At 69.3% G+C, this 13,202-nt stretch carries 7 protein-coding genes; 1 reads left to right on the top strand and 6 read right to left on the bottom strand.

Annotation, left to right across the window (positions count from 1 at the left end; genetic code table 11):
* Window positions 1-3: 3 nt before the first annotated feature.
* The 3 genes from STVA_RS06465 to STVA_RS06455 are packed head-to-tail and all read right to left on the bottom strand — an operon-like array spanning window position 4 to window position 2,788.
* Window positions 4-495 (bottom strand): nuclear transport factor 2 family protein, encoded by a 492-nt coding sequence (locus tag STVA_RS06465; RefSeq protein WP_197735804.1) that lies wholly within the window; start codon window positions 493-495, stop codon window positions 4-6.
* On the bottom strand, window positions 492-2,036 hold the full coding sequence (locus tag STVA_RS06460; RefSeq protein WP_123689415.1) for a DUF6065 family protein: 1,545 nt from the start codon (window positions 2,034-2,036) through the stop codon (window positions 492-494). Before STVA_RS06460 ends, STVA_RS06465 begins: the two co-directional genes overlap by 4 nt.
* 23 nt (window positions 2,037-2,059) lie before the next feature.
* The gene (locus tag STVA_RS06455) at window positions 2,060-2,788 is read right to left on the bottom strand and encodes a class I SAM-dependent methyltransferase (protein WP_245978321.1); all 729 of its coding nucleotides are present in this window, start codon (window positions 2,786-2,788) and stop codon (window positions 2,060-2,062) included.
* 142 nt (window positions 2,789-2,930) lie between these two features.
* Between STVA_RS06455 and STVA_RS06450 the strand changes: the two genes are divergently transcribed.
* Complete coding sequence (locus tag STVA_RS06450) at window positions 2,931-5,894, top strand: glycosyltransferase (RefSeq protein ID WP_123689417.1); 2,964 nt, start codon at window positions 2,931-2,933, stop codon at window positions 5,892-5,894.
* A 1-nt stretch (window position 5,895) separates the two neighbouring features.
* Here the strand turns inward: STVA_RS06450 and STVA_RS06445 are convergent, their stop codons facing one another.
* The 3 genes from STVA_RS06445 to STVA_RS06435 all read right to left on the bottom strand — a co-directional run bounded on the left by STVA_RS06445 (window position 5,896) and on the right by STVA_RS06435 (window position 13,032).
* On the bottom strand, window positions 5,896-6,852 hold the full coding sequence (locus tag STVA_RS06445) for a GDP-mannose 4,6-dehydratase (RefSeq protein ID WP_123689418.1): 957 nt from the start codon (window positions 6,850-6,852) through the stop codon (window positions 5,896-5,898).
* Window positions 6,853-6,928: 76 nt separating this feature from the next.
* Entirely contained in the window at window positions 6,929-8,044 is a 1,116-nt protein-coding gene (locus tag STVA_RS06440; RefSeq protein ID WP_123689419.1) for a calcium-binding protein, read from the bottom strand.
* A gap of 77 nt (window positions 8,045-8,121) precedes the next feature.
* On the bottom strand, window positions 8,122-13,032 hold the full coding sequence (locus tag STVA_RS06435; protein WP_123689420.1) for a calcium-binding protein: 4,911 nt from the start codon (window positions 13,030-13,032) through the stop codon (window positions 8,122-8,124).
* Window positions 13,033-13,202 lie beyond the last annotated feature (170 nt).

Raw genomic sequence — 13,202 nt, 5'->3', positions numbered from 1 at the left:
CCTTCAGCCGACCGCGCGATGGGGGGCGGCATCGGGCCGGCCCGCATCGGCCGCGGCCCAGCGCAGCAGCGCCTTCTTGATCCGCTCCGGCGCGAAGTCGAGCTGGGCCAGGGCCGAGCCGCGCTCGAACACCTCCGAGTAGCGGGCGATGGCGCCGTCGACCAGTTCGAAGCAGCCCATGCCGGCAAAGACGACGCGCCGTCCCGCCGCCTCCGGCATGGTCGAGGTATAGCTGAAGAGGTAGCGGACATAGCCGATGCGCCCGTCCGACACCGGGTCGACCATGTCCCAGCGGAAATCCCGGCCGGCGCCATGGAAATGCTCGTGCAGCATGCCGGCGATGGCCGCCCGCCCGGTGAAGGGGCCGTAGAAGCCGTCGACATAGGTGCCGTCGGGGGTGAAGAGCGCGGCCAGCGCCGGCCCGTCGCCGGCCATGACGGCGGCGGTGAAGGCCCGGGCCATCTCGCCCAGGCGGGCGCCATGGTCTGTGGTCATGCGGTCTCCTTCGTCGTGGCACGGCCGGCCGGCGGCGCCTCGCGCGCGGCCAGGCGGCGCCATTGCCCTTGCGAGCGGACATGGTGGGATACGAGCGCGCTCCAGCCGCGCCGGCGCCAGTCCTCGGCGATCTCGGCCGCCAGGGCGCCGTAGCGCACATGGTCCACCACCAGCAGCCCGGCCAGTCCCGCCCGGCCCGCCAATGGATGGGACTGGTTGGCGGCGGCCGGGACCAGCAGGTCGTGCGCCTGGAGGGCAGCCACGAACGGCGCCACCAGGGCGGCGTCGCGCAGCAGGGCGTCGGCGATGGCAGCCCCACCGCGGCCGAGCTCCGTCAGTTGGCCGCCATCCAGCAGCTTGGATGGCGCAGCCCGGTCGAGCCAGGGGCAGGCCTCGTCGATGCACAGCATCCAGCGATCGGCCGTCCCGTCGCGGCGGATCGAGAAGGGATACTGCCGGACCGCGGCCGGAACATAGGTGCCGCCGGCCCATCGGCCCTCGGCGACGAACAGGTTCCGGCCCGGCTCGCCCGACAGGACGGCCGCGATGCCGGGCGGGTCGGCGGTGAAGACGGTCGGGTAGTGGTTCGCGGCCTGCTCCAGCTCGACGGTGCCGAGCCCGATCAGATGGGCGCCGGCGGCAAACGCGTAGTCCATGCGCGCCACGCCCAGCCCGTCATGCCGGCTGCGGCTGATCGGCACCGGCCGGACGGAGAGCGTGTCCAGCACGCCGCGTACGGGAGCGGCGGGCGGGGCGGCAGCGGCCGGCGGGGGCGGTGCTGCCGCCTTCGCGCCGGCATCCGCCCGGGTATCGACCGGGTCCGGCAACCGCAGCTTGGAGGCGTGGCTGGCCGGGGCCTTGGTCCCGGTCGGCAGGCGGCCGCGGAAATAGTATTTCTGCCAGGCCTCGCCCACGGCCTCGGCCTCGCCTTCGGCCAGGCGCTTCAGGAAGTCGGTCCGGTGGTCGCGATAGGCCTCGTACTCCGCCTTCAGGTCGGGCTCGTCGTCGATGCTGCGGATCTGCGGCACCAGCCGGTCGAGCCCGCCGGCCGGCACCGGCACGATCTGGCAAAAGGGCTCACCCTTCTCGAAGCGCACCCGGCCCGGCCGCGTCATCTGCCAGTTCATGGTGAAGGGAAAGGGCAGCCAGTCGGTCTCGACCAGGCCGGTCAGCGGCTGGATGCCGTCCTTGGGCCAGTTGAACGGCCCCGTCGCCAAGAGCTGCCAGCCGGGGTCGGTGCGGAACAGATAGCCCGGATGAAAGGTCAGGATGCCGCGATTGAAGTGCGACACGACCAGATGCTCCAGCTCGGCCACCGGGTCGGGCGAGCTGACCTGGATGTCCTCCTTGTCCGGCCCGCCGGTATAGTCGACGTCGACGGTACAGGGCATCAGCAGGTGCCAGCCGAAAGCGTTGGCGATGTTGAGCGGCAGGCAACGATAGGGATAGCGCGACGGCGAGGCGTCCATCCAGGCCCGGTCCTGCGGCGCCGGCACCAGTTCACACGCGATCCGCCCGGTCGCGTAGCATTCGAGCTTCATCGGCGCTCCCTGCATCGTTGGCGTCACTGCGGCGGCACCATGCGGCCGAGCGGGGCCACGTCGTCGGGGAAGTCGACCGCCTCGCCCGGCCCGCCCCGGCTGGCATAGATGACCCATTGGAAACCGCGGACCTCCGGCGGGATGATGCGCACCATCTTCAACCCGGCGGCCGCGAAGGTCGCGCGCACGAAGGCGAAGTCATAGACCACCGCGTTGGTGGGGTCGTCGAGGTTGATGTAGAGGCCGTTCTGGAAGTCCTGCATCATCGGGAACAGGCGCTTGTCGAACAGGAACCACGTCGACCGGAACAGCCCTCCCTCCGGCCGCAGGGCGCGCGCGCACTGCCCGACATAGAAGGCCAGGTCGCGCTCCAGGATGTGGGTGAAGACCGAGTGCGCGATCACCAGGCTGGCACCGCCATCGAACGCGGGAAAGGCCACGGCGGCGGGCGACCCGGCCGGATTGAGGCCGCGGTTGTAGATGTCGATGTGCCGGAAGGCCATGCCCGGGCGATGGGGCGCCAGGTTTGCCTGGCACCAGGCGATGGCCGCGGCATTGAGGTCGATGCCGAGATAGCGCGACGGGGCCTGCGCCTGCAGCATCATCTGGCGGGCGATCCGGCCGCAGCCGCAGCCGAAATCGAAGACGCCATCATAGTCGATGCCCGAATGCTCATAGTCGAATATGTTGACCCGATCCGGATTGCGGTAGAATCGATCGTCGACCGGACCGACCGTGCGCATCAGCTCCATGGGCGGCACTGGAATATCGTCTTCGCCAATTATGTTCATGCTGCTCAATGGAATCCCCTCCATGGCCTCGTCTCGATAAATGGTGAAACGGGCGGTCTTTTCTGTTTGCGGGCCGAACTATGCGGCCCGCGTCGCAGCCCTGATGGCCAGCGCGGCCACGCACCTGCCCGACCATGAGCGATGGGTGGTGCTGGCCACCGAGCGGATCGGCCAATCCGAGCAGGCAAGCCTGCCACCGGCAACCCGTCTCGTCACCCCCGGAGATGCGGCGGTTCCCGACCTCGATGTCCGCCGACGCCTCTACAACGTCACCGAGTTCTGCACGGCCATCAAGCCGGACATCATCCAGTGGCTGTGGCGGCAGGGCTATGACGAGGTCGTCTATTTCGACCCCGACATCGTCCTGTTCGACCGCCCCGACGAGATCGGGCGAGCCTGGGCGGCCGGTGCCGAGGTGGCGCTCACGCCCCATCTTGCGACCGCAACCGACCACCCCGGATGGGTCATGCGCGCGGTCAACCTCAGCGGCCAGTTCAACCTCGGCTTCATCGCCGTGCGCAACCGGCCCGAGGCGCGCCGACTGGTCGAGTGGTGGCGCGCGCAGATCGCCTGGAACTGCATCGAGGATGCGGGCAACGGCACCTTCGTCGACCAAAAGGTGGTCGATCACTTCCCCGCCCTGTCGGCGGCCGTGCATGTCATCCGCCATCCCGGCTACAACGTCGCCTACTGGAACCTGCACGAGCGGGAGATGACCCGGACCGGGGGGCGCTATGCCACCGCGGGCCTGCCGCTGGCGTTCTTCCATTTTTCGGGCTTCGAGATGTTCGGGGCGGGCGTCAGCCGCCATACCGCCCTGGCGCGGGCGGGTGACGGCGCGGTCGAGACGATCCTGCGCGACTATGGGCGGCGGCTCGTTGCCGGCAACGACCTGGCGCTCTCGCTGGCGCCTTATGACTATGACCGCTTTCCCGACGGCACCCGGTCTTCGGCCCTGCTGCGCCAGGCCCTGCATCGCGCCATCCGGGCAGAGGCGATCGCCGCGGGTGACATCCTGCGCCCCGGCTTCCTGCTGGCGCCGGTGCCGGCCGTCGCACCCGCCCGGTATGGCGGCGCGGTGCCGCGCATCCTGGCGCTGATCGCCGGCTTCGCCGACCTGCCCGAAGAGCTGCGGCAGCCGTTCGACGGCTACCTTGCCGCCGACCATGCCCGGCGCCACAAGGCCGTCATCCCCCTGCTCATGGCGCTGCATCGCCTGGGCGCCGTCGATGCCGGCACGGCCGAGGCGATAGCGGGCGCCCGGCATTCCCCGGCGCCACCGGCGGAGGCCGATGGCGGGCGCATCACCCGGCTGACCTGGCCGGCCGACCTCGGCATCGAAGGCTGGCGCCAGATCGTCCGCCTGCCAGCCCTGCCCTTCCTGCTGCACTCCGCGCGCCCGGACCTGATGGAGAGCTTCGACCTCGATACCGCCGAGGGGTTGATCGGCTACCTCGCCTGGTTCCTGGCGATCGGGCAGGAGAGCTGGAAGGCGCGCGCCGAGACGATCGGCGACGTCGTCACCGCCCTCGACCAGGTCCCGCTGCCGGCGCCGGCCGACCTGGGCGTGACCGAGGGCAGCCTGCTGGATGCCGCCATCCTGCATGTCTTCGCCCCGGCAACCCGGCATGAAGGACCGCCCGCGCCTGCCGGGGTGCTGGCGCTGGAGGCCTTGCTGTCGGGCGCGCGCAACGGACCGATCAAGCCCGCGGTCGCCCACGTGCTGCGGACCTGGCTATGGCATCGCGAAGGCGGCGCCACGCCGAAGATCCTGCGGCTGCTGGCCGCCAGCGCGCGCCTGCGTGGCCGCCTGCTCGGATCGCATACGACGCGCCGCATCACGGTCGAGGCGGTGGACGAAGCCCTGTCGGCCATCGGCCTGGCCGATCTGGGCCGGCATCCGCCGCCACCGCCATTGGCACGCCGTCGGCTGCCCGTGCCGGACGACGTCGCCTCCGACTGCGCCATCGTCGGGCCATTCGCATCGGTTTCGGGGGTGGGCCATGCCGCCCGCGGATTGCGCACCCTGTTGCGCGCCGCCGGCCGGCGGCCGGCCTCGATCGACCTGCTGGCGCCGGCCGATCGGCCCGACGCGGCAGGCGGTGACGGCTGGCCGACCGACCGGCCGCTGCCGCTGCTGGTCCTGCACGCCAATGCCGACGTGACGCTGGACGCCATCGCCAAGTTCGAACCGCTCTGGCGGCGCGCGGCCCGGCGGGTCGGCTACTGGTACTGGGAGCTGCCGGCGATGACCGGGCGCATGGCCGCACCCGCCATGCTGCTGGACGAGATATGGGTCGCCACGGAGTTCGTGCGCCGCTCGGTCGCGCCGCAGGTCGCCATCCCCGTGCGGGTGCGCCCGCCGGTGCTGCAGCCGGCCGATTTCACGCCAAGCAGCCCCGGCGGCGGCAGCTTCGGTGCCAGTCGCCGGGGCTACCGCTTCCTGACCGTGCTGGACGCGCGATCCTTCCTCGCGCGCAAGAACCCCGCCGGCGTCGTTGGCGCTTTCCTCCAGGCTTTCCCCGAAGGCGACGAGCCGGCCGAACTGCTGGTCAAGCTCAGCAACGGGCACGGTGCCGACCAGGGGCTGGCAAACCTGCGCGACATGGCCGCGGCCGACCGCCGGGTCCGCGTCCTCGATGGGCATTTCACCGACATCGAGATGAACGACCTCTACGAATCGGCCGATTGCTTCGTGTCCCTGCATCGCTCCGAGGGGCTGGGGCTGGGGATCGCCCAGGCGATGATGCGCGGCAAGGCGGTGATCGCCACCGGCTATGGCGGTCCGATGGATTTCCTGTCCACCCGCACCGCCTTCCTGGTGCCGTTCCGCATGGTGCCGGTCGAGCGCGACGCCTATCCCGACTGGCTCGGGCAGGAATGGGCCGAGCCGGACGAACGGGCGGCTGCCGTCTACATGAAGGAACTCGTGCGCAACCCGGCGGCCGGCCGTGCGCTGGGCGACCGGGCGCGGCCGGCGGCGGAACGCTTCTTCTCGCCCGCCCGCATCCTGGGGCAGATACCCGGGCCCGCCGCGCCGCCGCCCCTGTCCCGGGGAGCCGCCTAAACTAGCCGGCGGCGGCCAGGTCGATCAGCCGTTCCAGCACCGCCGTGCCCGAGCAGGTGGCGCGCCATCCGATCGCCTGCTCGGTGGCGGCGGGGTTGCCGACCGACCGGGCAAGGTCAGCGGGCCGGACCAGGGTCGGGTCGACCTGGAGCGGGCCATGGCCTTCGAGGCCGAGCTTGCGCATGCCATGCTGCACCATGGCGCGCAGCGACGTGCCGGTGCCGCTGGCCAGGATCAGGTCGACCGGCTGGGGTAGCTGCGCCTGGCGGAAGATGGCGTCCATGTACTCTTCCGCCCAGCCCCAGTCGCGGACCACGTCGAGCGGGCCGAAGCGCAGTTCGCTAATGCGGCCGGCCTTCAGGTCGAGCAGCGAGCGCGCGATCTTCGGCAGGACGAAATCCGGCGAGCGCAGGGGCGATTCGTGCGGGAAGAGGTAGGCGAGTGCCGCGTTGACCGCGAACACCTCGCGATAGTTGCGCAGGATCATCGAGGCGGACGCCTTCGACACCGCATAGGGGCTCTTCGGCGCGTAGAGGGAGGCGGTGTCCGCCCCGCCGGGCGGCGTCTCGCCGAACAGCTCGCCCGACGATGCGAAGATGTAGCGCGCCGGCAGGCGGGCCACCCGCAGCGTCTCCAGGATGAAGAGGTTGAGCTGGCCGTTGTCGAGCAGCGTCTCCATCGGGTGGCGGAACGACGCCCCGACCGACGACAGGCCGGCGACATTGACGATGACCGCGGGCGCGACCGCCCGCACCAGCGCGTCGGTCGCCGGCGCCGTGATGGCGAAATCGCCGATCAGCCGCTCGAAATCAGCCGCGTAGTCGCCGAGCCCCACGGCCATCTCGGCAGCCGGACGCCGGCTGACCCCGATGACGCGAAAGCCGTCGCGGGCAAAACGTCGGGCGAGCAACCGGCCGTCCTGGCCGGTCGCACCGAAGATCAGACAGACGGATGGCAAGCGCTGGCCCCTGCTGCGTTGCCATCCTTATACGCCGAATGGCGGCGATAGCTGCAACGGCCTAGATCTCGAAGGCCTAGATCTCGAACTGGTCCAGGATGCCGATGAACTTGCCGGGCTGCGCCTGGAGCTGGGCCAGGGTGATGCCCATGATCGTGACGCTGTTGCCGCCGCCCAGGTCGATCGTCACCGCGTCGCCCGCCGCCGTGGCGCGGGCCAGAACGTCGGCCGCGCTGGCGAAGGCCAAGCCGTTCATCTCGCTCAGGAACAGCAGGCGGTCATCGTCGCCGAAATCCAGGATGACGTCGTCGCCGCCGTCCCCTGCGAAGAAGAAGGCATCGCCGTCGAGACCGCCCAGCATGGTGTCGTCGCCGCGATCGCCCGACAGGGTGTCGGCCCCGGCACCGCCCGCCAGCGTGTCGGCCCCGGCGCCGCCGAGCAGGGCATCGCCGCCCTGGCCGCCAAGCAGGGAGTCGTTGCCGGCACCGCCATAGACCAGGTCGTCGCCTATGTCGCCCGCGACCAGGTCGTTGCCGCCATCGCCGAACAGCTTGTCGTTGCCCTGGCCGCCCGACAGGGAGTCGTCGCCCTGCCCCGCATAGCCGGTGTCGTTGCCCTTGCCGCCCAGCAGCAGGTCGTTGCCGGTCGCGCCGAAAACCCAGTCGTCGCCGCCTTCGCCGATGACGGTATCGTTGCCGGCATCGCCGAAAGCACTGTCGTTGCCCTCGCCGCCGGACACGAAGTCGGCACCCTGGCCGGCGAAGATCCAGTCGTCGCCGGAGCCGCCCTCGCCGATGTCGTTGCCGGCATTCAGCCACAGCACGTCGTTGCCGCCCTGGCCGCGGACCACGTCGTCGCCGTCCCAGCCCATCGCCGCGTCGTCGCCCTCTCCGCCCTCGACCGTGTCGTTGCCGCCGGACGCCATCATCGTGTCGTTGTCGCCGCCGCCGCTGAGGAAGTTGGCGGCCTCATTGCCGACGAGGATGTTCTCGCGATCGTTGCCGATGGCGGTGGTGGCGAACGGCCCGTTCAACACCACGTTGTCGAACGGGCCGTCGAGGATGACGTTCTCGGTGGCGGTGACGAAATCGTCGCCCGTGAGCGCGTTCACGTCGAGGAAGCCCTGAATGAGCTGCCGCTCGACGACGCTGCGCACGCCGTCATCGAAGATCCCGCCCGGAATGGTCGCCATCAGTCTGCCTCCAGGGGGCGTCGCCGCCGGCCGCCCCGATCCTTGCCGAGAAGAAAGACGCGCACCGCGCGCCCCGACTAGACGTCGAGGACGAAGTCCGCCGTCGCCTGGACTTTCCAGCTATCCAGTTGCCAGGTCTCGATGTTGGCTGCCTGCTGCGGCGTGAGCGCGCCGAGCCAGGACAGCGAACCCAGAGAGAACGCGTCGTGCTGGATCGCATACCCAGCGAGGCCGGCGTTGAACCACAGCACCTCGTTGGCGCCGTCACCGTCGATGTCGACCAGCCGGTCGATCGCCCAGCCGCTGCCGTAGGAGCCGATCCAGGTCTCCGAGTCGTGCTCGATGCCGCCGGTGGCCGTGTCTTCCTGCAGCGTGGTGATCGCAATCGCGCTGTCGACGGAGTTCTGCCACAGCAGGTCGATCGTGCCGTCGCCGTTCAGGTCGCCCGTCTCCTCCAGGCTCCAGGTGGAGCCCGGGGCGCCGAACCACTGGGTGACGGCGCCCGGGTGGGCCGTGAAGGCGGCCGCGTTCAGGCTGTCGTTGAACCACAGGAAATCGGCATTGCCGTCGCCCAGGAAATCGGCGACCTCGATCAGGTCCCAGCCGACGCCGGGATGGCCGGCATACCAGGTGGCACCGGTACTCGTGCCGATCGGCGACAAGGCCATGCCGACCGTGCCGCCCAGCTCGTAGGCCCAGACCAGCTTGTTGCCGCCGCCATCGACGTCGGCCACGCCGGAGAAGGTGTAGTTCGCCCCCATCGTGACCGCGTTGCCGGTGATGCTCGCCCCGTCCGAGACGAGCGCGGTGCTGCGGCTGGCATTGACCCAGACGATGTCGTCGGTGTCGTCGCCGTCGACATCCATGATCCCGTCGATGGTGTAGCCGAAGGCCGGCGCGCCGATCCAGGCTGCCGACCCGACCTGGCCATCGGTGACCGGGCTCCAGGCGGCACCCTGGGCGGTGGCGTTCCACCACAGGATGTCGTCCTCCATGTCGCCGTCGAAATCGCCATAGCCGGCGAACGACCAACCCACCCCGGGCGACAGATCGACCTGGAAGGCGACACGCTCGGGGTCCGTCGCCACGACGTTGCCGATCCAGTCGGCGCTGCCGAAGTCGAGCGGGTCGCGCTGGATGGCATAGCCGCCGAAGGCCTCGTTGAACCACAGGATCTCGTCGCCGCCGATGCCGTCGGCGTTGAAGATGCGATCGAACGTCCAGCCGTCGCCCGGGCCGCCGAGCCAGTCGTTGGCGCCGGCCTCGAGCGCGCCGGTCGTGCCGTTTGTGGTCAGCGGCTTGATGATCGCGGCCGAACTGGCCTCGTCGAACCACAGCATGCCATCGACCGAGCCGCCGAAATCGCCATGGCCGAGATAGGTCCAGGCGCCGCCCGGATCGCCGACCGCCGCCGTGTAACCACTGGTGGCGATGCCGTTGAAGGCGGTGACCGCGACGTCCGTGTCGCCGTTCTTGAGCCAGATGAGATCGTCGCGGCCATCGCCGCCCAGGTCGTCGATGTCGCTCAAGGTCCAGCCGGCACCGGGATGGACACCGTAGAAGGTGGCCCCGACATGGGTCGTGGTCGGCGTCGTCACGACGCCGAACTCGTCCGGGTCGTCATTGACCCAGACCAGCCGGTTGCCGCCGCCGTCGAGGCTGCCGACGCCGGCAAACTTCCAATTCGGGTTCGTCAGCGTGACCGACGTGAAGGACAGGGTGACGCCGTCGCCGACGACGGCCTGGGTGCGGTCGCCGTTCGTCCAGACCACGTCGTCGGTGCCGTCGCCATCGACGTCGACGATCTCAGCGACGGAGAATCCCGCGCCCGGTGCACCGATCCAGTTGGCGGCACCGGCCGACACGCCATCGACCTCCGACCAGGCCGCACCGCCGAGCGAGCCGTTCCACCACAGCAGGTCGTCGTCGCCGTCATCGTCGAAGTCGCCGGTCCCGGCCAGGACCCAGCCGGCGCCGGGCGAGCTGACGATGGTGGTGTTGGTGAAGCCGTCCTCGGTGCCCTCGGCCAGGGCCACGATATGCCGGGGCGACCACGAGAAGAGATAGTCGGTGTAGCTCGGCACCGCCGGCACGTCGGGCGCGAAAGTCAGGCGGTCGTCGGCCAGGGTGCCCGCCATCGACTCCTCGGCCACCAGCGTGATCGCGATGTCCGCGCCCGCCACCGTGTCGAGGCCGAGCTCGACGACATGGTGCCAGTCATCGCCCACCTGGGTGACGTTGACGGTGTACTGCCCCTGAGCCAGCGTCGTCGCGAGGGTCGACGAGGCGACCTCGGTCGGGTCGGTCACGGCGGACAGGTCGATGCCTTCGCCGGTCGTGAGATCCAGGAACGTCAGGGCGGCCTTGGGTCCGGCCGCGAGCTGGGCCGGGTCGATGAAGACCAGGTCGCTGCCGGCGCCGCCGGTGAACTGGTCGCTGCCGAGCGATGCCGTGACCGTGTCCGCGCCGGGCCCGCCGGCCAGGGTATCGTTGCCGGGGCCGCCTTCCAGGTTGTCCGGCCCGTTGCTGCCGTCGACATTGAACTTGCCCGTGGCGGCGCTGTTCACGTCGAGCGTGTCGCTGCCGACCGTCCCCTGCACCGTAAGCGTGGCCAGCGTGCGATTGTCGAGCGCGCCCGATACCGCGCCCGAGATCGTGACGTTCTGCACCAGCACGTCGGTCGGCGTGTTGTTCACCTTGCCGGGCTCGCCCAGGCGGATGGCCGTGCTGGTGCCGTCGATCGAGCCGTTCCGGATCGTCACGCCATCGAGCGTGGCCGGGTTGGTGTTGTAGGAGGACGCGTCGTCGCGCGCCTTGACCTGGATGGCACCGCCGCCGGCGTGCGGGGTGCCGCCGCCCGAGCTGGTGCCGACATCGGTGAAGGTGAAATCCTCGATCAGGATGTCGGAATAGGCGCCGTACTTCAGGTTGATGTCGATGCCGGTGCCGAACTGGCCGAGGCCGGCATTGAACAGCGCGGTATCCGGGCCGCGGCCGAATTCGCCGACATTGTCCATCTCCACGCCGCTGATCGTGGCCTGCGACAGCTCCTCGAAATAGAAGCCCTTCGAGAGCATGTCGGTCACCTTGACGTCCTGGATCAGGACGTTGGTGAAGGACCCTGCCGCCGAATCCGAGAAGATCGTCATGCCGGCGCCGCCGTCGCGGATCTCGCCGCCAACCATGGCGAAGCCCGTCGATTCGACCTGCGTGCCCTTGCGGATGCCCTGGAAGTTGTCTTCCAGGATGACGTCTTCCAGGCGGATGCTGTCGCCCCCGCTGAGCGCCACCGCGTTGGTGTATTCGCGGATGGTGATGTCGCGCAGGGTGACGTTGTCCGCGCTGATGCGGAATGCGTCGCCCGCCGCAACGATCGAGGAGTCGGTCTCGAACAGGTCGAAGGTCGAACTGGTATAGGAATCGTTCAGCTCGCTAAGCTGGCCGTCGATGATCGCGCCGGCGCCCGCGCCCTCGATGGTGACGGACTTGTCGACGACGAGGTTCAGGATGCCGGTATAGCTGCCGTCGGCCAGCAGCAGCGTCTCGCCGCCGCCCGCCATCGACAGGGCCGCCCCGACCGACTGGATCGCCGCCCCCATCGTGTCGACCAGGATGAAGGTCTTGCCGTCGACCTCGACCTTCTCGACGCCGCTCAGCGTGTCCGTGCCGCCGCTGTCGGTGACCAGCCACTGCCCGCCGGAGAAGGTGATCGTGGCCCCGGCGCCGAAAACGGCGGTGTCGATCCCGTCGTCGCCGCTCAGCAGGTCGGAACCGGCACCGCCTTCCAGCCGGTCAGCACCGTTGCCGCCGAAGAGGGAGTCCGCGCCGGCGTCGCCCTTCAGCGTGTCGGCGGCCGGCCCGCCCTCAATGCTGTCATGGCCGCCCTTGCCGTCGATGACGAACATGCCGGTCGAATCCGGCGAGGTGGTGATGGTGTCGGCGTCGGGCGTGCCGTCGACCGTCAGCGGCTGGTCCGTGACGTTGGCATATTCCGCGATGGTGGCACCGGAGATGGTGACGTTGTTGACGTAGATGTTCTCCGACCCGTCGTCGGGCTTGGTGGGCTCGCCGATGCGGAAAGCGACGCTGGTGCCGTCGATGCTGCCGCCTTCGACGGTCACGCCATCGAGGCTGGCCGGGTCGCTGGCATAGGAGCCGTCGATGCGCGCGCGGATGACGATGGCGCCGCCGAACGCGTTCGGCACCGAATCCTGGCCGTCGCGGTCGCTGTCGCCGACATTCGTCAGGTCGAAGTCGCGCAGCGTGATGTTCTCGTAGTCGCCGTACTTCATGTTGAAGTCGACGGCGACGCCGGACGGGCCAGCCGGGTTGCCGAAGGGGCGCGGGCGCCCGAAATCGCCCACATCCTCCATCGAGATATTCTCGATGACGGCATTGCTGAGCTGCTCGAAATAGATGCCCTTGTAGGCCAGCCGGTCGAAGGACGTGCCGTCGATCAGGATGTCGTCGAAGCTGCCGTCGTCGCTGGCCGCGGCCACGTTGATGCCGATCACCCCATCGGAGATCGAGCCGCCGATCAGGTCGAAGTCGGTGACCTCGAACGTGGTGTCGCGATGGATGCCGATGATCGCGTTGGTGATGTCGACGTCTTCGACCGTCAGCCCCGAATTCGTCTGCAGGGCGATGCCGTGCAGGAAGCCGTCAATGGACAGGTTCTCGATCGTGACGTCGTTGGCGGCGACGGTGATCCCGGCGCCCGCACTGCCCGTATAGGCGGTCTGGGTCTTGATCCACTCGAAAAGGCTGGTGCCCTCGGGGATGGAATTGTCGGCGGCGATCGTGCCCTGGATGACCACGCCGCCCGGCTCGCCCAGGCCGACGATAGTCAGGGACTTGCTGACGACGACATTCTCGGCATAGGTGCCAGCGGCGATCTGGATCGTGTCGTTGGCTTCGGCCGCGGCAATTGCCGCCGAAATCGTCGTGAATGCCCCGCCGCCATTGGCGTCGACCAGAATTGTCGCCATAAATTCCCCCCCGGGCCGGTAACAGCCGCAGAATCGCCGGCACCCGTGCAACCGTCACGAGATTAGCGGCGCGAATGGCTAAGTTTATCCCCCATTTGGAGGAGAAGGGGGGAGAAAGTTCCAACTTGGACCAATTAATAACACCAAGCTGGTGCAATCACGTGGCTGCA

Source organism: Stella humosa, from assembly GCF_006738645.1.
In the GTDB taxonomy this organism is placed as follows: domain Bacteria; phylum Pseudomonadota; class Alphaproteobacteria; order ATCC43930; family Allostellaceae; genus Allostella; species Allostella humosa.
Note: the sequence above shows the minus strand (reverse complement) of the source record. Positions and strands in the feature narration are given on the sequence as shown.

Bases quoted from the DNA above. Each gene is read 5' to 3' on its own strand.
- STVA_RS06460 (WP_123689415.1), bottom strand. From the start codon at position 2,036: ATGAAGCTCGAATGCTACGCGACCGGGCGGATCGCGTGTGAACTGGTG.
- STVA_RS06455 (WP_245978321.1), bottom strand. From the start codon at position 2,788: ATGGAGCTGATGCGCACGGTCGGTCCGGTCGACGATCGATTCTACCGC.
- STVA_RS06450 (WP_123689417.1), top strand. From the start codon at position 2,931: ATGGCCAGCGCGGCCACGCACCTGCCCGACCATGAGCGATGGGTGGTG.
- STVA_RS06440 (WP_123689419.1), bottom strand. From the start codon at position 8,044: ATGGCGACCATTCCGGGCGGGATCTTCGATGACGGCGTGCGCAGCGTC.
- STVA_RS06465 (WP_197735804.1), bottom strand. From the start codon at position 495: ATGACCACAGACCATGGCGCCCGCCTGGGCGAGATGGCCCGGGCCTTC.
- STVA_RS06435 (WP_123689420.1), bottom strand. From the start codon at position 13,032: ATGGCGACAATTCTGGTCGACGCCAATGGCGGCGGGGCATTCACGACG.